The sequence below is a fragment of the Bacillus horti genome (assembly GCF_030813115.1).
GTDB classification, from domain to species: domain Bacteria; phylum Bacillota; class Bacilli; order Caldalkalibacillales; family JCM-10596; genus Bacillus_CH; species Bacillus_CH horti.
In genome coordinates this window covers 302,610-324,024 of the sequence record NZ_JAUSTY010000001.1, presented here as the reverse complement: position 1 = coordinate 324,024, position 21,415 = coordinate 302,610, and the positions used below count along the sequence as shown (strand labels likewise).

Below are 21,415 nucleotides of genomic sequence, written 5' to 3'. Positions count from 1 at the left end.
CTCATGGATGGGACTTTTTACCTACTATATGTTTATTACAAGTTCCATGAAGTGCTTTGAAAAAAACTTAAAATAAGAAAGTGATCTCCTATCCAGCTATTCACCTACAAATTCTTTCGTTGGAATCAGGAAAACAAGGTAAACGGTTTCAGAAATGAAAAGGCTAATGCCTAATCCAAATGTCCTATTTTAAGAGGATGGATAAAGAATGGTGCATAAATTGTCGAAATATAAATATAGAGTGGTCACGTTTCGAGGAGGGTTTGTTATGGTTTCTAACCAAAAATACATAGGAACAAAGCTAAAAAAAGATATTATTTCTTCACATGGTACTTTGCTATTATCTACTGATACTATTCTAACTGAAGAAATGCTAGAGCACCTGTCATCCTTAAATTATGTACTAGCGGATGAAGATATTGATGTTGTATCTGATTACTACGAGGAAAAAACGTATATACGAGATGCTAGTGAAGACATTAAATTAATTTTTGATCAAATTCGATACAAGCGTTCCATTCCCTTACGTGACATTCAAATAGGGGTGATTCCATCCATCCAAAAGGCTGTAGAGACCCAGCATGTGTCCACGCTTTTAAGAGAGCTTCATTCCATAAACGAGCATACCTATAGACATACGATTGGTGTTGGTGTGTTGTCCACGCTAATTGGGAAATGGATTAGGCTTCCACAGAAGGATTTAGCTCACCTCACAATGGCAGCTACCCTTCATGATATAGGAAAATCTAAGATCCCTGATGAGATTCTAAATAAACCAGGTAGATTAACAAATGATGAGTATGAGCTAGTTAAAAAACATACAATATTTGGCTATGAGTTAATAAAAAATACGGTAGGGGCAACACATAGAATGGCCTTAACAGCTTTACAGCATCATGAGCGCGAGGATGGTGGAGGCTACCCGTTTAGACTAAAATCAAATAAAATTGATTTCTTCAGTAAGGTTGTTGCCGTTGCTGATATTTTTCATGCGATGTCATCGGAAAGAGCGGATCGAGAAGCTATTCCTTTTTATCAGGTGATAGATCAAATGTCTGAGGATAAGTTCGGTAAGCTAGAGCCAAGGATCGTGAAAATATTTATTGAAAAAATGATGGAAATGATGGTCAACCATGAAGTGCGACTAAATGACAACAGGGTGGGGAAAATTATCCTCATCAATTCTTCGGATCCTGTAAGACCTTTGATTAATGTTGAGGGTGAGTTTTTAGATTTAAGGTATCATTCAGATATAAAAATAGAAAAAATTAGCGTCTAGAGGTATAGTAGTAGGAGATAGCTATTTCTTACTACTCCTTTTTAGTCAAAATTAACCTTATCTTGGGGGACGCTATAGATGAACATTCGCTTTACAAAAATGCATGCTTTAGGAAACAACTATATCTACGTAAATCAAATTGAGGAGAACATTCCTGAAGAATTCATGAAGCCGCTAGCTATAGCTGTATCGAACGTGCAAACTGGGATTGGTTCAGATGGGCTGATTTTAATCTGCGACTCGAACCATGCAGCAATTCGCATGAGGGTTTTTAATAGTGATGGCTCTGAAGCCAAGAATTGTGGGAATGGTCTGCGCTGCGTGGCTAGATACGCTTATGAGAAAGGGCTTGTTCAAAATACTTCCTTTACTATTGAAACGCTTGGTGGAATAGTGACAGCTCATGTACAAGTGTTGGGAGATACTGTGAACTCAATCTCTATTGATATGGGAGAGCCTCGATTAAGAAAAGGAGAAATCCCTATGTTAGACTCGGGTAGCGCAGAGGATCTAGCTACTCATTCTGTAATAGAGTTGGAAGGTCAAGTCTATTCCTTTACTGGAGTTTCTATGGGAAATCCTCACGCTGTCTTTTTTGTTGAAGATGTTAAGTCCGCTCCGGTTGATACACTAGGACCTCAAATTGAAAAGCACCCTATGTTTCCAGAAGGTACGAACGTAGAATTTGTCTCCCCTGTATCTAACAATGAATTGGATTTTCGAGTGTGGGAACGGGGCTCAGGTATTACTTATGCCTGTGGAACAGGAGCTTGCGCTGCCGTTGTAGCAGCCATTCTGCATGGAAAGTTTGAGAAGGGGAAAGCTGTGACAGTACATCTTCTAGGAGGAGATTTAGAAATATTGTGGGGGCAGGATGATCACGTGTGGATGACAGGGCCTGCGGAATATATCTGTCATGGAGAGTATGCATTTGAAAAGTAAAGCACTAGAGTTTTGGAAAAGCAGCTAATTAAGCTGCTTTTTTACAGTCTAAGAATTTATAAAATTTGATACAATGGTTTCTTCAAGTTTTATAAATTCTGGCTGCATGTAAAAGCTTCCTCTAATGATGGACTAGACGACTTCTTCGAGGGGGCTTCGATAGAAGCTTTTCTTATGTCATTAATGGAGGTCATTCTATGAATAGCAAAGAAGGCTTTAACAAGTTTGATTTGAGTCAAGAAATTGTCAAAGCGCTTAATAGCTTAGGATATATTAAGCCAACTGAAGTGCAGGAAAAAGTCATACCACTAGCCCTACAGCAGCAAGATCTTGTCGTAAGCTCCCAAACAGGAAGTGGTAAGACAGCAGGGTTTGGTATCCCTATTTGTGAGCAAGTCTCATGGTCAGAAAACAAGCCGCAGGCTTTAATTCTAACCCCAACGAGAGAATTAGCGGCTCAAGTAAAGGAAGATATTACGAACATTGGACGCTATAAGCGAATTAAAGCCATAGCGCTCTATGGCAAACAATCCTTTGCTAAGCAAAAACTAGAACTGAAGCAGAAAAACCATGTCGTTGTAGGGACTCCAGGGCGAGTGCTTGACCATATTCAAAAAGGTACATTTCCTTTAGAGCGTCTCCAGTTTCTCGTGCTTGATGAAGCCGATGAAATGCTAAATATGGGGTTTATTGAACAGGTAGAGTCTATTTTATATGAGCTCCCTAAAGGTAGAGTGACAATGTTGTTTTCTGCTACGATCTCCAAAGATGTCAAAGAATTGTGTAAGACATATATGCAACAACCCAATTACATCGAAATCAAAACTACAGACAGGAACATAAATAAAATAGAACACTTTTATTATGAAGTCAGTAGCTCTAAGAAATTTGGGTTGTTGCTTGATGTCCTAGCCCTAGAAAATCCCGATAGCTGTTTGATTTTCTGCCGAACACATGAGCAGGTCAATGATGTGCTTGAACGATTAGCAGCTTTAAATTTCCCATGTGATAAAATCCACGGAGGAATGTATCAAGAGGATCGCTTCGCGGTCATGGATGACTTCAAAAGAGGCAAGTTTCGTTATCTAGTTGCTACTGATGTGGCAGCTAGGGGAATAGATGTTGAAAGGATGACTCATGTCATCAACTATGACTGTCCTACGGATGCAGAAAGCTATGTTCATCGTATTGGCAGGACAGGTAGAGCAGGGGAAGCCGGTAAAGCCATAACCTTTATTACACCCTCAGAGGATCATTTGCTTCAAGAGTTTGAAACCTATGCAGGCGTAGAAATAAATAGAACAAAAGAACTGACCATTGATGAGATCGCAAGACATAGAGCATCCTTTGAAAACAAGATGAAGACACGGCCTAGCTTAAAAAAAGACAAAGCTGAGGAGCTAAATCAGGAAATTATGAAGCTCTATTTTAATGGGGGAAGAAAAAAGAAACTGAGAGCGGTAGATTTTGTGGGCACAATTGCAAGGATCGATGGTGTCAGTGCAGAGGATATTGGAATCATTACCATTCATGAAAATGAATCCTTTGTTGAAATTCTGAATGGAAAAGGCATAATGGTTCTTCAAAATTTGAAAAAAACAACGATAAAAGGGAAGCAATTGAAGGTGCACAAAGCGTTTAAATAGAAGCCCTTAGGTAGAGGAGTTAGGTGCATAAAAGGGTATAAGATATAAAAGGGCATAAAAAAGGCGACTCTACCAAGTCGCCTATATCAGTCAATAAGGTGCTGTTCTTAATACTCTTTAATCACATTATAAAATGTGTCTCGCTCAAGTGGCTTTTTGTTAGCCCCTTTAACGAGCCATACAAGCTCATCACGAGTTAAACCAGCCGGAGTAAGGGCTCCAGCGGCATGACTAATTCTTTCCTCTATAAGAGTGCCGTGCACATCAGAAGCACCAAAGGACAAAGCGAGCTGTGTAAGCTGTGTTCCAATATTAATGAAGTACGCCTTAATATGATTAAAGTTATCTAGCATTAATCTACTGATAGCTATTGTTTTGATATCATCAAAGGCAGATGTTCTACGTTTAATACCAGCATTAGCACTAATAGGCTGGACAGCTAAAGGAATAAACACCATATAACCATTCGTTTCATCCTGTAGCTGACGAAGCTGAAGCATATGCTCAACTCTCTCCTCAATCGTTTCAATGGAGCCATACAGCATCGTGGCATGAGTTTTTAAACCAAGCTGATGAGCTTCCTTATGGATGTCTAACCATTGCTGAGAGCTGACCTTATCAGGACTCATCTTTAAACGATAGCGCTCAGATAGGATTTCAGCCCCACCTCCAGGCATTGTTTCTAATCCAGCGTCTATTAATGTTTTTAGAACATCCAACGTAGATATTCCTGCAATCCTAGAGAAAAACTCAATCTCAGCAGGGGTATACATTTTCATTGTCACATGAGGAAAAGCCTGTTTAAGCTTACGTACGATATCTACATAATACTCAAAAGGCTGAGTATGATTATGTCCACCTACCATGTGTAGCTCTCTAGTGGTAGGAGAAATCTTCTGTCTTACTTGCTCAACAAGCTCATCTCCAGTATACGTATAAGAGCCTTCTTCACCAGGATCTTTTCTAAAGTTACAAAAGCGGCAATGCGCTTCACACACATTTGTATGGTAGATCGTCATGTTTTCAATAAAATAGACACGATCTTCATTTTTCTTCATATTGACATGGTTAGCCAATTGACCGATGGTTAAAATATCCGGGGAATGATAAAGCTTGACACCATCCTCTAATGTCAGACGTTCTCCGTCATAAACTTTTTCAACTATTTGGCGTAAGCTAGGGTCTGTGTCTGTTAAAGTCACATTCATTAAGTTCTCCTCCTAATTATGGACACGCATAGGACTCGTATCCTTTTGTGCAGGAGGGTCGTAGGCCTCCTACAAAATGATGACGCTCACATGTTAAGCTCCACATATAATATAGGGCTTACTAGACCTATCCAGAGTTAACAGTTGTGAACATCTGCACATATCTTTCAAAAAAACAAACCTGTAAACAGGCCGTAAATAGACATTATGATTCTCTTTTATTATAAATCTATAGAAATTAGGTTACAAGGAAAATAAATAGATTTAAAATTCAAAATAATATGTTTTTTAAAGATTCATCAGAAATGACAGCTTTAGACAAAACTAGTGGAAAAATATGTTTGTCAGAGGCTCAAAAATTTTGTAGAATAGATTTTGTTAGTCTGAAATTATTTGTAAGGAGTAGAAAGGGAAGTACGATGGATAAAATGTTGATGTGTCAATTAGAAGGATTACGTAAAAAAATGAATGAACTTGCTGAAAAGGAAGGATTACTGCATCCAGATGTCCTTAAGCTAAGTCAACAAATAGATGTGCTTCACAATAGGATAAACAAATATTATTTACTTTCTTCAGAAACACAGCCAGAGGCCGTTATAAAACTGAATAGAAATATGAAAATTAAAGAGTCGAAAAAGGCGATTCATGCATACACGCTGGCTGCATCAGTGGGCTAAAAGCTGAAAAATTCGGTTTTTAAGGGAAAAAGCAGAATGATGGGTAGAAGCTGAAAGCACGAAGATTAAGACGAAGAAAAAGAAGTGGTGACAAAAAAGGAGACAAGCATCTCCTTTTTCCACGTTTTATTTACGAATAATGAAATAATGGCAGCATTCTCAATGGTCTAATTGTACAATCTTTTATATCTTCATATTTGAGCTATGTCCAGGCTGTACCTTAGCATTTGGATCTATATATGATTTGGCGTTGTTAACAGCTGTAGGAGCCTCACCAAACCCAACGGCAATTAGCTTAATTTTTCCAGGGTACGTAGAAATATCACCTGCTGCATAAATTCCCGGAATATTTGTCTCCATTCGTGAATTGACTACAATGGAGCCTTTTTCGATTTCAAGACCCCAGTTTTGGATAGGGCCAAGGGAAGAAATAAAGCCATAATTGACAATAACAGCATCCACATCAATTTCTTCAATCTCACCTGTTTTGCCATGCTCTAGGATAACCCTTTCAATACGATCTTCACCGATTAATTCATTTAGCTGGTAAGGAGTTTTAGTTTGTACCTTAGAACTCATTAAGTTTTCTACACTATGCTCATGAGCTCTAAATTTGTCTCTTCGATGTGTCAGGATAACATTGGCTGCTACAGGCTCAAGCATTAAGGCCCAGTCCACAGCAGAATCTCCACCACCACAAACAAGAACATTTTTTCCGGCAAAGGAAGACAAATCGTTTACGAAATAATGAAGGTTCGTTTTTTCATAACGCTCGGCCCCTTCATTTTCAAGCTTACGTGGCTGGAACGCTCCACATCCTGCTGTAATAATAACAGATCGAGAAAGATGAATTCCCTTGTTTGTGCGAATTTCAAAAGTTTGATCAGCTAGCTTTTCAACCGTTTCAACCGTTTCTCCTAACGCTGTTGACGTTTCAAAAAGCGATAGCTGCTTGTTTAATTGATCAACAAGCTCTTGAGCACGAACCTTAGGGAAGCCAGCTACATCATAGATGTACTTTTCAGGATATAGAGTAGCTAATTGTCCACCTAACTGAGGTAAGCTCTCAATAATTTTACAGCTAGCCTGCCGCATCCCTGCATAAAAAGCAGCAAACATCCCTGCAGGACCGCCCCCGATAATCGTAATATCGCGTATGTTTTCATCACGTGTTAATTCAGACATGTCATCACCTCCATGAATAATACCAGACCATGACTATTCCTACGTATAGTCCTCTAAAAAGTATAAAGATTGTCACCATCGAGAAGGCTTTAAACCGAAGCTTTTTCTATTATAATATTAATTGTAAGCGTAGTAAAAGAAAATTGTTACATTTCTCTAGTTTTCTATTGAAAAATATCGATTTTATGTCTATTATAGTAGTGGAGTTAAAAATGTAGTCGTTTCGTGGAGTTTCTTTTTTTTTGATTAGGTTGTGAATGTTTTAACAAACAAAGGGGATTTTATAAACACCAACTATATATGTATTTTATACTTTCTGACTGCAGGACATAGGACGACTTGCAGCTTTAGCTGCTTAGCGTCACTTGCATATTTTGTGTGAAAGCTACCTCTAATGTGGACTAGGCTAATTTCTCGAAGGGCTTCGATAGAAGCTTTTCATATAAAAAATGCGGAAGTGAAGTGATCGGGATGAGTGCACCAAAGATTTTAATTATTGGAGCAGGTTATGGGGGAGTAGTCAGTGCCTTGAATCTGCAAAAAACATTACATTATAATGAAGCTCAAATCACACTGGTAAACAATAATGATTACCATTATATTACGACAGAGCTACATCAGCCTGCTGCTGGTACTATGCACCATGATCGTGCACGTGTGAATATTAAAGAGCTTATTGATAGCAAGAAGGTTCATTTTATCAAGGATACTGTGGTTGAAATCAAAACAGAAGAGCAAAAGGTTGTTTTACAGAACGAAGAGGTTGAATATGATTATCTAATTGTAGGTTTGGGTAGTGAGCCAGAAACCTTTGGAATTAAAGGATTAAAGGAATATGCTTTTGGTATCCGTAACATTAATAGTGTACGGCATATTAAACAACATATCGAATATCATTTTGCTAAATTTAGAAATGAGCCTGAAAGAACGGATTACCTTACTTTTGTGGTTGGGGGAGCAGGTTTTACTGGGATTGAATTCTTAGGTGAACTGGCAGATCGTATACCAAAGCTGTGCAAGGAATATGATGTGGATCCTAAACTAGTGAAGCTTTACAATGTGGAGGCTTCACCTACTGTATTACCAGGTTTTGATCCAGAGCTTGTAAATTACGCTGTGGACATTTTAGAGAAAAAAGGTGTGGAATTTAAATTAAATGTGCCGATTCAGGAATGTACTGAGGATGGGGTAATTTTAGGTACAGGTGAAGAGATTAAATCTGCTACAGTAGTATGGACTGGTGGAGTTCGAGGGAATTCGCTTGTAGAAGCAGCAGGTATTGAAGCGATGCGTGGACGAGTGAAGGTGGATGAATATCTAAAAGCTCCTGGTCATGAGAATATTTTTATTGTCGGAGACTGTGCTTTAATTATTAATGAAGAAATTAATCGTCCTTATCCTCCAACCGCTCAAATTGCCATGCAGCAAGGGGCTAATGTAGCGTATAATTTAGCTGCTATGATTCGTAACCAGCCAAGATTAATGCGTGCCTTTAAGCCAGAAATAAAAGGAACAGTAGCATCTTTAGGCAACGGTGAGGCGATCGGAGTAGTGGGTAACATGAAGCTTACAGGTCCTATAGCAGCCCTGATGAAAAAGGTGATTGATTTACGTTATCTCTTTATCATCGGTGGTATTCCTTTAGTTCTAAGAAAAGGTCGTTTCTAATCGAGGGATTCATAGCACAATACAGACATTCTATGAGAGTGAATTAAGCTGGATTAGATAAATAACAAATAAAAAAAGCTGCCTCGTTGAGGTAGCTTTTTTGTCGGCTTTGTGAATGAAAGCAAACAGACGAAATAACACTAAGATAAGGGAAGATAATCTAACATGTATCCGCTTACATAAAGGAAAATGGTTAAATTCAGAAAATTTACAAGGTTTAAAAATTAAATGTTATCTGTTACTATTGTTTTTAAACCTTAAGGGAGGGAGAAGCCATGCTTAAGCATAAATCAGCACAAGTGGAGTGTCAGAGCTGTCATGATCATGGATATGTTCAATTATTATTAGGTGGCTCAGAAACCTGCTTTGAATGTCAGGGATCAAAGAAATGGAGGATGCTTCCTTCAGAGAAGAAGGTAAAGCTATATTCCGTTCAACTAAAATAAGGTCATTTTATAGACTATTAAGCAAAATGCTTATAAAAGAGAATTGACGTGTGAATGCTATCTAAAATCAGATAGCTTTTTTGTTTGACGAAATGACACAAAAAAAGTAAACTTGTTGTGTTAAAATGGTACATATGAAGAGGTGAACGATATGCCATTAATGCCGGCTCAGATAGCTATATCAGTTTTGTTATTTGTTATTTTATTTTTTGGTATAGGCTTTATACTTAATATGCTGTTAAAAACAACCTGGTTACCTGGGGCAATTATTTATCCCATTGTTTTAATTATTATGGTGAACCAGACACCAATAGCCAGTTATTTTAAAGAGCCATTAGATAGTCTAGTTAGCTTGGGAGTTAGATTTACGGAGCTGTTGTTTGTAGACTATGTTATCCTATTGGCGGGATTAGTTGGTGCATTGCTAAGTGGAGTCATTATTAGAATGCTACGAAGCAGAGGCTATAGAATGTTTTAATGGATAGCAAAGTAAATAATCTGAGGTAGGAGAAAGGGACAGTTCCCATAAGTCTTAAAGACGGGGCTGTCCCTTTCTCATATTGTGATATTATAATACTTTATATTTTCAGTACTCCCCCGGAGCTAGCGTTTGTCACAAGCTTAGAATACCGAGCCAAGTATCCTGTTTTCACTTTTGGTTCAAATTCTTTCCAATTGGTCTTACGTCTTTCCATTTCGTCATCACTGATTTTCAGTTCAATTTTCCGGTTTACAAGATCTAGCTCAATGATGTCTCCATCTTCGACAAAAGCAATTGGGCCACCTTCAGCGGCTTCTGGAGAAATGTGACCAATGCTGATTCCACGAGAAGCACCAGAGAATCTTCCGTCCGTAATTAAGCCAACTTTAGCGCCAAGCCCCATGCCCACAATTTGTGAGGTAGGTGCGAGCATCTCCGGCATCCCAGGTCCACCCTTAGGACCTTCATAGCGGATAACCACAACATGTCCTTCTTTAACCTTTCCGCTAGCAATTCCTGATAACGCTTCTTCCTGGGAGTCGAAGCAGATTGCTGGACCTTCGTGGCGCCCGCCAACTTCTTTATCAACAGCTCCTACCTTAATGATGCTGCCATTTGGTGCCAGATTACCGAAGAGTACAGCCAGCCCTCCCTCTTGACTGTGAGGGTTATCAATCGGATGAATAACATCTTTATCTAGGATTTCACAGCCCTCTACATTCTCCTTAAGCTTGTTACCACTGACAGTAATGCAATCACCATTAAGAGCTCCAGGCTTTTTCAGTAGCTCATGAATAATGGCGCTGACTCCTCCAGCGTTATGCACATCCTCGATGTGGTAATCAGATGCCGGTGCAATTTTGGCCAGATGTGGAACTCTTTTAGCAATTTCGTTAATTCTTTCGATTGGATAGTCAATTCCCGCTTCATGAGCAATGGCCAGTGTATGTAGAACGGTGTTAGTTGACCCTCCCATAGCCATATCCAAAGCAAACGCATTATCAATCGCATCAATAGTAACAATATCGCTTGGTTTGATGTCGCGCTTAATCAGCTCCATTAATTGCTTAGCCGATTGTCTGACAAAATCCTTGCGTTCCTCTGCTACCGCAAGAATTGTTCCGTTACCCGGTAGGGCAAGTCCAAGTCCCTCAGCTAGACAGTTCATCGAGTTAGCGGTAAACATCCCTGAACAGGAGCCACAGGTTGGACAGCCGTATTGTTCTAGCTCTTCAAGACTCTTCTCGTCAATTTTCCCAGATTGAAATGCCCCTACTCCTTCAAATACAGAAGATAGGGAAATGGAGCGACCATTCTTGTCCTTACCTGCTTTCATTGGTCCGCCGCTGACAAAAATGGTTGGGATATCAACACGAACCGCTCCCATCATCATGCCTGGTGTAATTTTATCACAGTTAGGGATACATACCATTCCATCAAACCAGTGTGCAGAAACAACTGTTTCCAACGAGTCAGCAATGATTTCACGGCTTGGTAAAGAATAACGCATACCTATATGCCCCATGGCAATCCCGTCATCCACACCGATTGTATTAAATTCAAAAGGAACGCCGCCTGCCTCGCGAATCGCTTCTTTAACAATTTTCCCAAACTCCTGAAGATGAACGTGTCCAGGCACAATATCAATATAAGAATTACAAACCGCTATAAACGGTTTATCGAAATCCTCTTCTTTAACTCCTGCCGCACGTAACAAACTGCGGTGGGGAGCACGGTCAAACCCCTTTTTAATCATATCACTTCGCATTTTTCCCATTTGTGTCATAACTAAAAGTTTCCCCCTGACTGATTGGTTAAGCTAGTAGAACCAAGACACAGATTCTATTATGAAACATTACTCTAAAAAGAAAAAAAATTCAAACAAAATAAGGTAAGTGAGGTGAACATCTCACTAGCCCTTAAGCCAATGTAGTTTATTGTAACATGTTTTTTTTGCTGTTTCTACTTGGAGATAGGCTCACTTGCGCTTATGTATATTCCTTCAGAGAACTGGAGAGTATGAAGAAGGAGAGGAGGAATATACAGATGAAACAGATCAAACAAATAAGCTTAATTCTATGCTTTATTGTGTTTTGTAGTTTAAGTGTGCTTTCCTCAGTGTTATGGATGACGGGCTTTTCAAAACAGGTTGTATTAGATGCACCTTTCATCTCTCAGGAACTTGAAACTGATGAGATACTTGAGGAAGAGCTATTGATGTATAAGCCATTGCCACTTAGTATAAAAGAGCAGCAAATAATCATGAGCAAAAATGAATTTGATTCGATGATTGATTCTGATCATTCAAAGCTTGTGCTACAAGGTTTTTTAGAGGATGATAGCTCTATCTTGAATAGGAAAGATCAAGAAACGGAGCAGAATGATCATCAAGAAACTTCAGAGAGTTTTGCAGAAGAGGCTGAAGCCCCTGACATACAAACAGATGAAGAGGAGTCTTTTGAAGCAGAGCTTTTTGATAACCATGTACAAGAAGAGGAAAGTAGCATAGACTCTCTACTTGATATTAATTATGATCTGGCAGCCATAGAGGCCAATTTAAACTTAGAGCAATTTGAAGTGATAAATGTACTCGCTACTGGATATACGGCAGGCTTTGAATCCACAGGTAAGTATGAGGATCACCCTGGATACGGAATTACTTTCTCAGGAGTAAAGGTGAGGAGAGATCTGTATTCCACTATTGCTGCAGATGTAACCGTCTTTCCGTTAGGCACGATCCTATACATTCCTAATTATGGGTATGGTGTTGTAGCCGATACTGGTGGAGCTATTAAAGGAAATAAGATTGATTTGTATTTTGAAACAGTAGATGATGTGTATCGCTTCTGGGGAAAGAAAACACTTGACGTGTATGTCATTCAACATGGAGAAGGCGAGATGTCAGAAAGCTGGCTTGATGAATTAAATGATGATGCAACTATGAATGTATATAAAGTAGAGCAACTTATTGAACAATAAGCAATCCTTTTCATACTGAGGCAAATAGAACTTAAAAAGGCAGCTCTTAGGTCAAATGTACCTTGGAACTGCCTTTCTGAATGGTAAAGAGTCACTCTAACTTAACCATTTTTATTAACAAGATCAATCGTTTAATCATGAAGGGAAAGTATGTGAGTTTCTCCAAAAGTTATTAGTTAACAATAAAATGAAATGCTATCCCAATCCCAATTCCCAATAATCCACCCATTAACACTTCTATAGGCTGATGACCTAAAAGCTCCTTCAAACGAATTCTTTTCATTTGCTCCGTTTGTACATTCCAATTCTTTACTTCCCGAAGCATTTGATTAAAATCATCTACCAGTCGATTAATCACAACAGCTTGCTCTCCAGCATGTCTCCGAACACCAGCAGCATCAAACATAACAATAATTGCAAATACAGTTGAAATGGCGAAAAGAGGAGAATCCACACCGTACTCAAGGGCAATACCAGTCGTTAATCCTGTAACAGCAGCTGAATGAGAACTAGGCATACCACCTGTACTAAAAATAAGACCCCAGTTCCAATTCTTATTAGGAATATAGTATAGAGGTACCTTAATAAATTGTGCAATCCCTATAGCTAGTAAAGCTGTTAAAAGAGGGATATTGAAAAAAATGTCCATACCAAGCCCTTCCTTTCTATATTATTAATTATACCTTAATCTGCATGAAGTTAAGACATCTTTTTTCTTTTTTTGCCCGGAAAACAGAATGGATAATCATGAATGAAATAAAAATTAGATAGGCGAAGTATTTTCGTTCTCTTAAAGTTCAAGTATAATGAAGAAATGAGCTAAGAAGCTCGAATGGTGTATACTTAAAAGAGGAAATTTCTATGGAGGTGTTTGGGAATGAACATAAACGTTTATCAAAAGCAATCAACAGATGGAAAGCAAGCAGAACTGCTATTCATCGGGTATTATGAGAATAGTGAACCCAAAGGAGAGTGCTTTAAGGAGCTTGATGCTCATTTAGAAGGGCAGCTTTCATCTCTTTTGAAAGAGGATGCTGGAATCGGCAAAAAGAAGACCGTAACAGTTGTTCCTTTATTTAATAAAGCTCCTCATAAAAAGGTTGTATTTGTCGGGTTAGGAAAGGTAGAGAAAGCAACAATTAAAGGCTTGAATCAAGCGATTGGAGCTGCAGTGAAGCAAGCTGATAAGCTTGGATTAGCTACGGCTGCCGTTTGCCTTGAGAGCTTTACTCACGATACATATACGAGTAATGAAGTGGCTCATGCTTTAACTGAAAGTATTGTATTAGCTTCCCATACTTTTGAGAACTATAAGACTGATAAAAAAGATACTAAAGGCTTAGAAGAAGTCTCTATTCTTGTATGCTCTGAGGATGTTGAGGAGGTTGAGGCTGGTGTTCAAACGGGACTTGCCTTCGCTAAAGGAACATGCTTAGCTAGAGATCTTGTGAATACTCCTGGAAACCTAATGACTCCAACAAAATTAGCTGAACAAGCGGTGAATATAGCAGAAACTTACGGAATGGAGTATTCCATATTAGAAAGAGAAGAAATGGAAAAGCTAGGTATGGGTGCATTGCTTGCTGTTGCTCAAGGATCCGCACAGCCTCCTAAGATGATTGTACTCAAGTATCAAGGTAAGGAAACGTGGGATGACGTGTTAGCTTTTGTTGGAAAAGGCTTAACGTTTGACACAGGCGGTATTTCCTTAAAGCCAGCTGCCAGTATGCACGAGATGAAGATGGATATGGGCGGGAGTGCAGCAGTACTTGGAGCAATGGAGGTCATTGGTCAGCTTAAGCCTGAATGCAACATTTTAGCTGTCATTCCGTCAAGTGAAAACATGCCTGGAAGCAAAGCGTTAAAACCAGGTGATGTGATTACATCATTAAGTGGGAAAACGATTGAGGTTAGAAATACGGACGCTGAGGGAAGACTTATTTTAGCGGATGGAATCACATATGCAAAACAATTGGGAGCTAACTACATTGTCGATTTAGCTACCCTAACTGGTGCAATTATTATTGCGCTTGGGCATACAACAACAGGTGCTGTTACAAACGATGAGGACTTCATGATTGATGTACTAGAATCTTCCCATGAAGCGGGAGAGCTAGTATGGAGGCTGCCTAACTTTGACGAATACCTAGAGCTTGTTAAGTCTAGTGATGTAGCTGACTTAAATAATGCACCTGGAAGACCGGCTGGTAGTATAACTGCGGGACTATTTTTAGGTGAATTTGCTGAGGATACACCATGGGTACATTTAGATATTGCTGGAACGGCATGGACAGGTAAAAGCTCAGAGCTAAGTCAGCAAGGCGGTACAGGAGTGATGGTTAGAACATTATCTGTACTTGCTGATCGACACGCTGAGAAAAAATAACTATTTCCTAGGAAATTGTCGGAATGAAAAAGAGTGATGGGCTGTATAGCCTCTCACTCTTTTTCTATACATGTATCTAAAGTAGCTTTTTTACTTCAAAATAGTGATCAACCATCTACTGTCCATAGACCGGCTCCAATAATGATAAGCAAAATAAACAGCACAACGATTAGAGAGAAACCAGAACCAAAGCCTTGGCTAGGGTATCCATAATCGCAAGGTCCACAATGGGTTGACTGATAGCTATGGTGACCGTGCTGCCAAGAGTGGTCAGACCAATGATGTTGTCCCATGAATCTTCATCCTCCTTGCTCTCTCACCCCATAGTAAGTTGTGTCAATGGTTATAGGGAGAAAGACTTTTCTCTAATAGGTAAATCCACACCCACAACCTACGATAATTAACAAAATGAATAACACAACGATTAATGTAAAACCGCTAAATGGTGCTACATGACCCATATTCAACTGCACTCCTTCTCATATAATATTTTAGGACCTTTCCACTACTAATCGTATGTCAAATGACTATAGACGGCTATAGGGCATTAGCTGATTTTTAATGGCTTAAGCTTTAACATGATAAAACTGGCCAGATCAAAAAAATAGTTGCCATCGTGAAGTAATTGTACGAGTATTTTCATATGGATAGATTGCTTTTTACTAAACAGTAATGAGATAATCATATATAAGGGTAGACTAGACTTAAATGACTAGGAGGGAAATCATGTCGAATCAACATATAGAAGAAAGAGCGATTCATACAATAAGAACACTCTCTATCGATGCGATAGATAAAGCAAATTCAGGCCATCCAGGGCTTCCAATGGGTGCGGCTCCTATGGCCTATACGCTTTGGAGTAAATATTTGAAGCACAATCCTAAAAACCCACAGTGGTTTGATCGGGACCGCTTTGTGTTATCAGCTGGTCATGGTTCAATGCTTTTGTATAGCTTGTTACATTTGTTTGATTATGACGTAAGCTTAGAGGATCTTAAGAATTTTAGGCAATGGAATAGTAAAACACCTGGACATCCTGAGTATGGGCATACACCTGGAGTTGAAGCTACCACAGGTCCTTTAGGTCAAGGGATAGCCATGTCAGTAGGGATGGCTATGGCTGAGCGTCATTTAGCAGCAACTTATAATCGTGAGGGATTTGATGTAGTCGATCACTTTACATATGCATTATGTGGTGATGGTGATTTAATGGAGGGAATAGCGTCAGAGGCTATTTCATTAGCGGGACATTTGAAGCTAGGAAAGCTAGTTGTCTTGTATGATTCCAATGATATTTCATTAGATGGAGATTTACACCTTTCCTTCTCTGAAAATATTCAGCAAAAATTTGAAGCAGTTGGCTGGCATTATCTTCGTGTTGAGGATGGAAATCAGACCGAGGATATCGCTAAGGCTATTGAAGCGGCTCGTGAGGAAACAGACAAGCCAACACTAATAGAAATTAAAACAATTATCGGCTACGGTAGTCCTAACCGTCAGGGCACTAGTGAAGCTCATGGTAAGCCACTTGGAGCTGATGAAACAAAGCTTGTAAAAGAATATTACAAATGGGAACATGAAGAGGATTTTCATGTATCCGAGGATGTTCGTGAGCACTTTACAAGCTTTTCAAGTAAGGGTAAGGCTTTAGAGGGAGATTGGAATCGCTTGTTTGATGGGTATAAAGCGGCTCATCCTGAATTAGCTGCCCAATTAGAGCTAGCTATTCAAGATCGCCTACCAGGGGATTGGGAAGTTAAGCTACCAAGCTTTGAGCTAGGAAAGAAAATAGCAACTAGGGCTGCCTCTGGTGACGTGCTAAACGCTATTGCTCAAACAGTTCCAACTGTATTTGGTGGATCTGCTGATTTAGCGGGTTCAAACAATACCCTGCTTAAGGGTGAGAATAATTTCAGTTCTGCTGACTACAGTGGACGTAATGTATGGTTTGGAGTTCGTGAGCACGCCATGGGAGCAGCGATGAATGGTATTGCTTTACATGGTGGTCTGAAAGCCTATGGTGGTACATTCTTCGTCTTTTCTGATTATCTAAAGCCAGCTATACGTATGGCGGCTATCCAAAAGCTACCTGTAACATATGTCTTCACTCATGACAGTATCGCTGTAGGGGAAGATGGACCAACTCATGAGCCGATCGAACAGCTGGCAGCTCTTCGTGCACTTCCAGGACTGACAGTGCTACGACCAGCTGACGCAAATGAAACGTTAGCCGCCTGGAAATTTGCTATTAAACAGACAGAGGAGCCAACTGCGCTCATTTTAACAAGACAGGGACTACCTGTTCTTGAAGGAACACAAAACAGCTTTGAGCAAGTAAGTAAGGGTGCTTATGTTGTGGCAGATTCTCAAGGAGAGCCTGACCTACTTTTATTAGCAACTGGCTCTGAGGTAAGTCTAGCCGTAGAAGCGAAGACTGAATTGGAGAAAGAAGGACATGCTGTAAGAGTGGTAAGCATGCCAAGCTGGAACTTATTCGAGCGTCAAAGCAAAGAGTACAAGGCGCAAGTTCTTCCACCACAGGTCAAAAAGCGTTTAGCTATTGAAATGGCCTATCCGCTTGGCTGGGAAAGATATGTGGGAGATGAGGGTGAAGTGATTGGAATCGAAACCTTTGGAGCTTCTGCACCTGGAGATAAAATTATGCACGAATATGGCTTCAGTGTAGAGAATGTTGTAGAAAAAGCAAAAGCTTTATTAAAATAATTCAAGATTGAAGCATCGTTATGAATGGATTCTCCAAACCCTTGGCTGCAAAATGTAGCTCAAGGGTTTTTTTGTTCCTTGCAAAAATGAATGAAAATGAAGAGGTTAGGTAAAAGTAAGAGGGATAGCTACTTAAGGAGATGAGACTCTACCATGTTTGCTTTTGAACATACATCATTAGAGAATTTTCAAGGGAGCTTTGGTGAGATTAAAAGGTTTTTACAAGAAAAAGGGTATGATGAGGGAGGGAATTGGGAGTACGATCACGGTTATTTTGACAAAAAGATAGCTGATTCACCTGGGTATCTATTTATCAGAATTCCCATCATCGTTCAAGAGGGTACGTTTGGGGAAGATGAAGCAAGAGTGAAAATAGGAACACCCTTTTTATTAAGGCACAAGTATCAGATCGGGAATGACGATCATGTTCATGTTACACTTGCTAACGCTTCCTTAAATCAATTTGCTGAGCCACAGGATCCCGATGCATCTCTGGAGCAAGATGAAATTGATTCAACATGGGAGATAATTAGGCGTTTGGAGGAAGATTTTCAAGCGAGCTTCAAAAGATGAGTCAATTAAAATAAGTTAGACAAATAACTTAGACAAATAAGTTAGGAAGATACAGCGCATATCCTCAGTGATACGCGTTTTTTATTTGGCTTGTATTTGTTGCTCTTTATAAGATTTGCATTAATTTAACCCCCCTTTATTCAAAGCCAAGTAGACGCCTAACCGAGCTCACTTATGCTATAATGGAATCGGTATAAATATGAATGATCACGTAGGAGGACTTAATTGTGATAGAACGTGTTCTTAAAGTGTTGGAATACAATAAAATCTTGGATCAACTACACACCCACGCATCGTCTTCTTTAGGGAAGGAAAGAGCTCAGCAGCTAGTACCTAGCTTCGAATATGATGAAGTTCATGAAGCGCAGGCTATAACCTATGAAGCGATGACAGTAATTCGGTTAAAAGGACAAGTTCCCTTAGGTGGGATTAAGGATATAAGAGCAACCATTAAAAGAGCAAAAATTGGAGGCATGCTTAACGCCTCTGAGCTTATAGATACAGCTAGTACTTTATACGGTGGAAGACAATTAAAAAATTTCATAGAAGGTCTAGAAGAGATAGAACTACCGAGGTTAAAAGGATACGCTAGCCTCATTAGCTCACTTCGTCCGCTTGAGCAGAAGATTCATTCCTGTATTGATCAGCATGGCGATGTATTGGATTCGGCAAGTCCTGCGTTGCGGCATGTTCGCTCACAGATCAGGACGTTTGAAGCTAGATCAAAAGAAAAACTAGAGCAAATGACACGCTCATCCTCCGTGCAAAAGATGCTTCAGGATACGATTATTACCATTAGAAATGGGAGGTATTGTATTCCTGTTAAGCCAGAGTATCGAACTCACTTTGGAGGCATTGTCCATGATCAGTCGGCCTCTGGAGCCACGTTATTTATAGAGCCTGACGCTGTAGTAGCGATTAACAATCAATTACGTGAAGCAAGGCTTAAGGAGGAAAAAGAGATTGAAAAAATCCTTCTTGAGCTATCTGCCGCTGTTGCTGAAGAGGTGACAGCCTTAGGTCAGAATGTAACTCAGCTAATCGAACTTGATTTTGCTTTTGCTAAAGCGTTTTATGCGGGTCAACTAAAGGCGGTTCAACCTAAGCTTAACCAGAAAGGCTATTTTCATCTTAAAAGGGCTAGGCATCCACTTATTCCAATAGAGCATATCGTTCCTATTACTTTCGAGCTGGGGGAGGAGTATACGTCTCTTATTATTACAGGGCCTAATACGGGTGGTAAAACGGTCACACTAAAGACACTTGGCCTACTTACCCTAATGGCCTGCTCAGGTTTAGCTGTTCCTGCGGAAGAGGGGACTGAAATTGCTGTTGTCTCCTCCATTTATGCGGATATTGGAGATGAACAAAGTATTGAACAGAGCTTAAGTACGTTTTCCTCGCATATGACAAATATTGTATCCATTCTTAAAGAAATGGATAGTGGTAGTCTCATTCTTTTTGATGAGTTAGGGGCAGGAACAGATCCTACCGAGGGAGCAGCATTAGCAATGTCTATCCTAGATGATGTTCATCAAAGAGGGGCACGTGTTGTAGCTACCACTCATTATAGTGAGCTTAAAGCATACGCATATTCTAAGGATGAGGTTATGAACGCAAGTGTTGAATTCGATGTAGAGACACTGCGTCCTACCTACCGTCTTTTAGTTGGCGTGCCTGGAAGAAGTAACGCTTTCTCTATAGCCAAAAGATTAGGTCTTAGCGACTATATAATTGACTTAGCCAAAGGACAAATTGGAGAAGATGACACAAGGGTAGAGGCTATGATTGCCTCACTTGAGGAGAATCAAAAGCTTGCTGAAAAGGATCGTTTAGAGGCAGAGCTACTGAAGAAGGAGATTGCTTCCTTACGGGCTAAGCTTCAAAAGCAACAGGAGCAAATAGAGCGTGAAAAAGAGAAAAGGGTAGAGGAAGCTGAAAGTGAAGCACAGCTTTATTTTGCCAAGGCAATGCAGGATGCGGATGATGTCATTAATGAACTGAGAGATATGGCCAAAAAGCAGGAAGTAATCAAAGAACACGTGCTGATCGAAGCGAAGAAAAAGCTTGAAGGACTACGAGAATCAAAGGTTAAGGTACAAAATACAAGCCAAACGAAAAGGAAAACAGCTACTAAGCAAAAGCTTTCAGTAGGTGATGAGGTTTTTGTTCATAAGTTTGGTCAAAAAGGACATATCGTTGAGAAGATTTCAGAGCGTGAGTACCAGGTACAGATTGGGATCATGAAAATGAAGGTTGAACAGGATCAAATGGAGAAAATTCAGCGGGAAGAAACTCCTAAGGTATCCCCAAAAGCAACGGTTAAAACCAATAATGATACAACTAAGCTCGAATTGGATGTTCGGGGTCAAACAACCGATGAGGCAATGATTAATGTAGATCGTTATTTAGATCAAGTCCTTCTCTCTGGCTATCATCAGGTGTATGTCATTCACGGTAAAGGAACAGGGCAGCTTAGAAAAGGAATCCAAGACTACTTACGTAAGCATAGAGCGGTTAAGCAGATTCGCTTAGGTGGAGCAGGAGAAGGAGGAAGTGGCGTAACCGTTGTTGAATTAAAATAAAACTAAAGAATACAAAAACGAATGAACTTAGGAATAAGGGGGAACACGTATGGAGGAATTTTTACAAAATCCTTACGTCATAGTAGCCGCTCACTCTAGCATAGCATTACTTGCCATCATTGTTTTTCTGGCGATCTTTGAAATGGTAACGAGGTACAATAATTGGAAGCAAATTAAAGAAGGAAATGTTGCTGTAGCCCTATCAACGGGTGGAAAGATATTTGGAATTGCTAACGTTTTTCGTTTTTCCATTATGCACTCGGATACGCTTTTTCAAATGATTGTATGGGGGATCTTTGGCTTCTTCTTATTATTAGTAGCCTATTTCATCTTTGAATTTCTAACTCCACGTTTTAAAGTAGATGAGGAAATTGAGAAAGACAATCGTGCTGTTGGATTACTAGCTGCCTTTATTTCTATAGGTCTATCCTTTGTTATTGGTGCGAGTATTAGTACCTTATAAAGCTTGTTTGTTCAGTCGGGTTGGTTTGAGGCCAAAGTGAGGTGTTGGAAAAATGGTTTTTGAAAAGCTCGGGAAGATTTTATTAATATGTAGTCTTCTGTTTTTTGCTGGAGGTTCCATTTATCTATTGTTTTTTGCTAATTAAAAATAAGAATTTAATAATTGTTTTTAAC

The 21,415-nt window shown here is 39.5% G+C and carries 18 protein-coding genes and 1 pseudogene; 13 read left to right on the top strand and 6 right to left on the bottom strand.

Going from position 1 to position 21,415, the window contains the following annotated elements; all coding sequences use genetic code 11:
* The first annotated feature begins 268 nt into the window (after positions 1-268).
* The 3 genes from J2S11_RS01495 (at position 269) to J2S11_RS01485 (ending at position 3,867) form a co-directional block, all read left to right on the top strand.
* Positions 269-1,279, top strand: a complete 1,011-nt coding sequence (locus J2S11_RS01495) for an HD-GYP domain-containing protein (RefSeq protein WP_307389939.1) — start codon at positions 269-271, stop codon at positions 1,277-1,279.
* Between the two features lie 78 nt (positions 1,280-1,357).
* A complete protein-coding gene (gene dapF, locus J2S11_RS01490; protein WP_307389936.1) occupies positions 1,358-2,221 on the top strand; it encodes a diaminopimelate epimerase in 864 nt (287 codons plus the stop codon).
* Positions 2,222-2,418: 197 nt separating this feature from the next.
* Positions 2,419-3,867 (top strand): DEAD/DEAH box helicase, encoded by a 1,449-nt coding sequence (locus J2S11_RS01485; protein ID WP_307389935.1) that lies wholly within the window; start codon positions 2,419-2,421, stop codon positions 3,865-3,867.
* Between the two features lie 107 nt (positions 3,868-3,974).
* On the opposite strand, the gene mqnE is transcribed toward J2S11_RS01485, so the two are convergent.
* Positions 3,975-5,075: an aminofutalosine synthase MqnE gene (gene mqnE, locus J2S11_RS01480; protein WP_307389932.1), complete on the bottom strand. Its 1,101-nt coding sequence runs from the start codon at positions 5,073-5,075 to the stop codon at positions 3,975-3,977.
* A 419-nt stretch (positions 5,076-5,494) separates the two neighbouring features.
* On the opposite strand from mqnE, the gene J2S11_RS01475 reads away from it, so the two are divergent.
* Positions 5,495-5,752 carry an aspartyl-phosphate phosphatase Spo0E family protein gene (locus J2S11_RS01475; RefSeq protein ID WP_307389928.1) on the top strand — a complete coding sequence of 86 codons (258 nt, stop codon included), beginning with the start codon at positions 5,495-5,497 and terminating at the stop codon, positions 5,750-5,752.
* 183 nt (positions 5,753-5,935) lie between these two features.
* Here the strand turns inward: J2S11_RS01475 and J2S11_RS01470 are convergent, their stop codons facing one another.
* Positions 5,936-6,937 (bottom strand): NAD(P)/FAD-dependent oxidoreductase, encoded by a 1,002-nt coding sequence (locus tag J2S11_RS01470; protein WP_307389925.1) that lies wholly within the window; start codon positions 6,935-6,937, stop codon positions 5,936-5,938.
* A 471-nt stretch (positions 6,938-7,408) separates the two neighbouring features.
* Between J2S11_RS01470 and J2S11_RS01465 the strand changes: the two genes are divergently transcribed.
* From J2S11_RS01465 to J2S11_RS01455, 3 genes are all read left to right on the top strand, one after another.
* Positions 7,409-8,605 carry an NAD(P)/FAD-dependent oxidoreductase gene (locus J2S11_RS01465; protein ID WP_307389923.1) on the top strand — a complete coding sequence of 399 codons (1,197 nt, stop codon included), beginning with the start codon at positions 7,409-7,411 and terminating at the stop codon, positions 8,603-8,605.
* 275 nt (positions 8,606-8,880) lie between these two features.
* Entirely contained in the window at positions 8,881-9,051 is a 171-nt protein-coding gene (locus J2S11_RS01460; RefSeq protein WP_307389918.1) for a YuiA family protein, read from the top strand.
* A 151-nt stretch (positions 9,052-9,202) separates the two neighbouring features.
* A complete protein-coding gene (locus J2S11_RS01455) occupies positions 9,203-9,529 on the top strand; it encodes a YuiB family protein (protein WP_307389915.1) in 327 nt (108 codons plus the stop codon).
* Positions 9,530-9,629: 100 nt separating this feature from the next.
* On the opposite strand, the gene ilvD is transcribed toward J2S11_RS01455, so the two are convergent.
* Positions 9,630-11,318 carry a dihydroxy-acid dehydratase gene (ilvD, locus tag J2S11_RS01450; RefSeq protein ID WP_472924659.1) on the bottom strand — a complete coding sequence of 563 codons (1,689 nt, stop codon included), beginning with the start codon at positions 11,316-11,318 and terminating at the stop codon, positions 9,630-9,632.
* An 800-nt stretch (positions 11,319-12,118) separates the two neighbouring features.
* On the opposite strand from ilvD, the pseudogene J2S11_RS01445 reads away from it, so the two are divergent.
* Positions 12,119-12,511 (top strand): annotated as a pseudogene (locus tag J2S11_RS01445) (3D domain-containing protein); the annotation flags it as partial.
* A 172-nt stretch (positions 12,512-12,683) separates the two neighbouring features.
* Here J2S11_RS01445 and J2S11_RS01440 read toward each other — a convergent pair.
* Entirely contained in the window at positions 12,684-13,160 is a 477-nt protein-coding gene (locus J2S11_RS01440) for a divergent PAP2 family protein (RefSeq protein WP_307389914.1), read from the bottom strand.
* Between the two features lie 228 nt (positions 13,161-13,388).
* On the opposite strand from J2S11_RS01440, the gene J2S11_RS01435 reads away from it, so the two are divergent.
* Positions 13,389-14,897, top strand: a complete 1,509-nt coding sequence (locus J2S11_RS01435; protein ID WP_307389913.1) for a leucyl aminopeptidase — start codon at positions 13,389-13,391, stop codon at positions 14,895-14,897.
* Positions 14,898-15,004: 107 nt separating this feature from the next.
* Here J2S11_RS01435 and J2S11_RS01430 read toward each other — a convergent pair whose 3' ends face one another.
* The gene (locus J2S11_RS01430) at positions 15,005-15,190 is read right to left on the bottom strand and encodes a YjcZ family sporulation protein (protein ID WP_307389911.1); all 186 of its coding nucleotides are present in this window, start codon (positions 15,188-15,190) and stop codon (positions 15,005-15,007) included.
* 72 nt (positions 15,191-15,262) lie between these two features.
* Positions 15,263-15,358, bottom strand: a complete 96-nt coding sequence (locus tag J2S11_RS01425) for a YjcZ family sporulation protein (RefSeq protein WP_307389908.1) — start codon at positions 15,356-15,358, stop codon at positions 15,263-15,265.
* 265 nt (positions 15,359-15,623) lie between these two features.
* Between J2S11_RS01425 and tkt the strand changes: the two genes are divergently transcribed.
* The 4 genes from tkt (at position 15,624) to J2S11_RS01405 (ending at position 21,242) form a co-directional block, all read left to right on the top strand.
* Entirely contained in the window at positions 15,624-17,621 is a 1,998-nt protein-coding gene (tkt, locus tag J2S11_RS01420) for a transketolase (protein WP_307389905.1), read from the top strand.
* A gap of 153 nt (positions 17,622-17,774) precedes the next feature.
* Positions 17,775-18,194: a YugN family protein gene (locus J2S11_RS01415; protein ID WP_307389902.1), complete on the top strand. Its 420-nt coding sequence runs from the start codon at positions 17,775-17,777 to the stop codon at positions 18,192-18,194.
* Between the two features lie 227 nt (positions 18,195-18,421).
* Entirely contained in the window at positions 18,422-20,779 is a 2,358-nt protein-coding gene (locus J2S11_RS01410) for an endonuclease MutS2 (protein ID WP_307389899.1), read from the top strand.
* 49 nt (positions 20,780-20,828) lie between these two features.
* Positions 20,829-21,242: a DUF350 domain-containing protein gene (locus tag J2S11_RS01405; RefSeq protein ID WP_307389897.1), complete on the top strand. Its 414-nt coding sequence runs from the start codon at positions 20,829-20,831 to the stop codon at positions 21,240-21,242.
* Positions 21,243-21,415: the final 173 nt, after the last annotated feature.

Coding starts and splice junctions, on each gene's coding strand:
- J2S11_RS01495 (WP_307389939.1), top strand. CDS start 269: ATGGTTTCTAACCAAAAATACATAGGAACAAAGCTAAAAAAAGATATT.
- dapF (WP_307389936.1), top strand. CDS start 1,358: ATGAACATTCGCTTTACAAAAATGCATGCTTTAGGAAACAACTATATC.
- J2S11_RS01485 (WP_307389935.1), top strand. CDS start 2,419: ATGAATAGCAAAGAAGGCTTTAACAAGTTTGATTTGAGTCAAGAAATT.
- mqnE (WP_307389932.1), bottom strand. CDS start 5,075: ATGAATGTGACTTTAACAGACACAGACCCTAGCTTACGCCAAATAGTT.
- J2S11_RS01475 (WP_307389928.1), top strand. CDS start 5,495: ATGGATAAAATGTTGATGTGTCAATTAGAAGGATTACGTAAAAAAATG.
- J2S11_RS01470 (WP_307389925.1), bottom strand. CDS start 6,937: ATGTCTGAATTAACACGTGATGAAAACATACGCGATATTACGATTATC.
- J2S11_RS01465 (WP_307389923.1), top strand. CDS start 7,409: ATGAGTGCACCAAAGATTTTAATTATTGGAGCAGGTTATGGGGGAGTA.
- J2S11_RS01460 (WP_307389918.1), top strand. CDS start 8,881: ATGCTTAAGCATAAATCAGCACAAGTGGAGTGTCAGAGCTGTCATGAT.
- J2S11_RS01455 (WP_307389915.1), top strand. CDS start 9,203: ATGCCATTAATGCCGGCTCAGATAGCTATATCAGTTTTGTTATTTGTT.
- ilvD (WP_472924659.1), bottom strand. CDS start 11,318: ATGACACAAATGGGAAAAATGCGAAGTGATATGATTAAAAAGGGGTTT.
- J2S11_RS01440 (WP_307389914.1), bottom strand. CDS start 13,160: ATGGACATTTTTTTCAATATCCCTCTTTTAACAGCTTTACTAGCTATA.
- J2S11_RS01435 (WP_307389913.1), top strand. CDS start 13,389: ATGAACATAAACGTTTATCAAAAGCAATCAACAGATGGAAAGCAAGCA.
- J2S11_RS01430 (WP_307389911.1), bottom strand. CDS start 15,190: ATGGGACAACATCATTGGTCTGACCACTCTTGGCAGCACGGTCACCAT.
- J2S11_RS01425 (WP_307389908.1), bottom strand. CDS start 15,358: ATGGGTCATGTAGCACCATTTAGCGGTTTTACATTAATCGTTGTGTTA.
- tkt (WP_307389905.1), top strand. CDS start 15,624: ATGTCGAATCAACATATAGAAGAAAGAGCGATTCATACAATAAGAACA.
- J2S11_RS01415 (WP_307389902.1), top strand. CDS start 17,775: ATGTTTGCTTTTGAACATACATCATTAGAGAATTTTCAAGGGAGCTTT.
- J2S11_RS01405 (WP_307389897.1), top strand. CDS start 20,829: ATGGAGGAATTTTTACAAAATCCTTACGTCATAGTAGCCGCTCACTCT.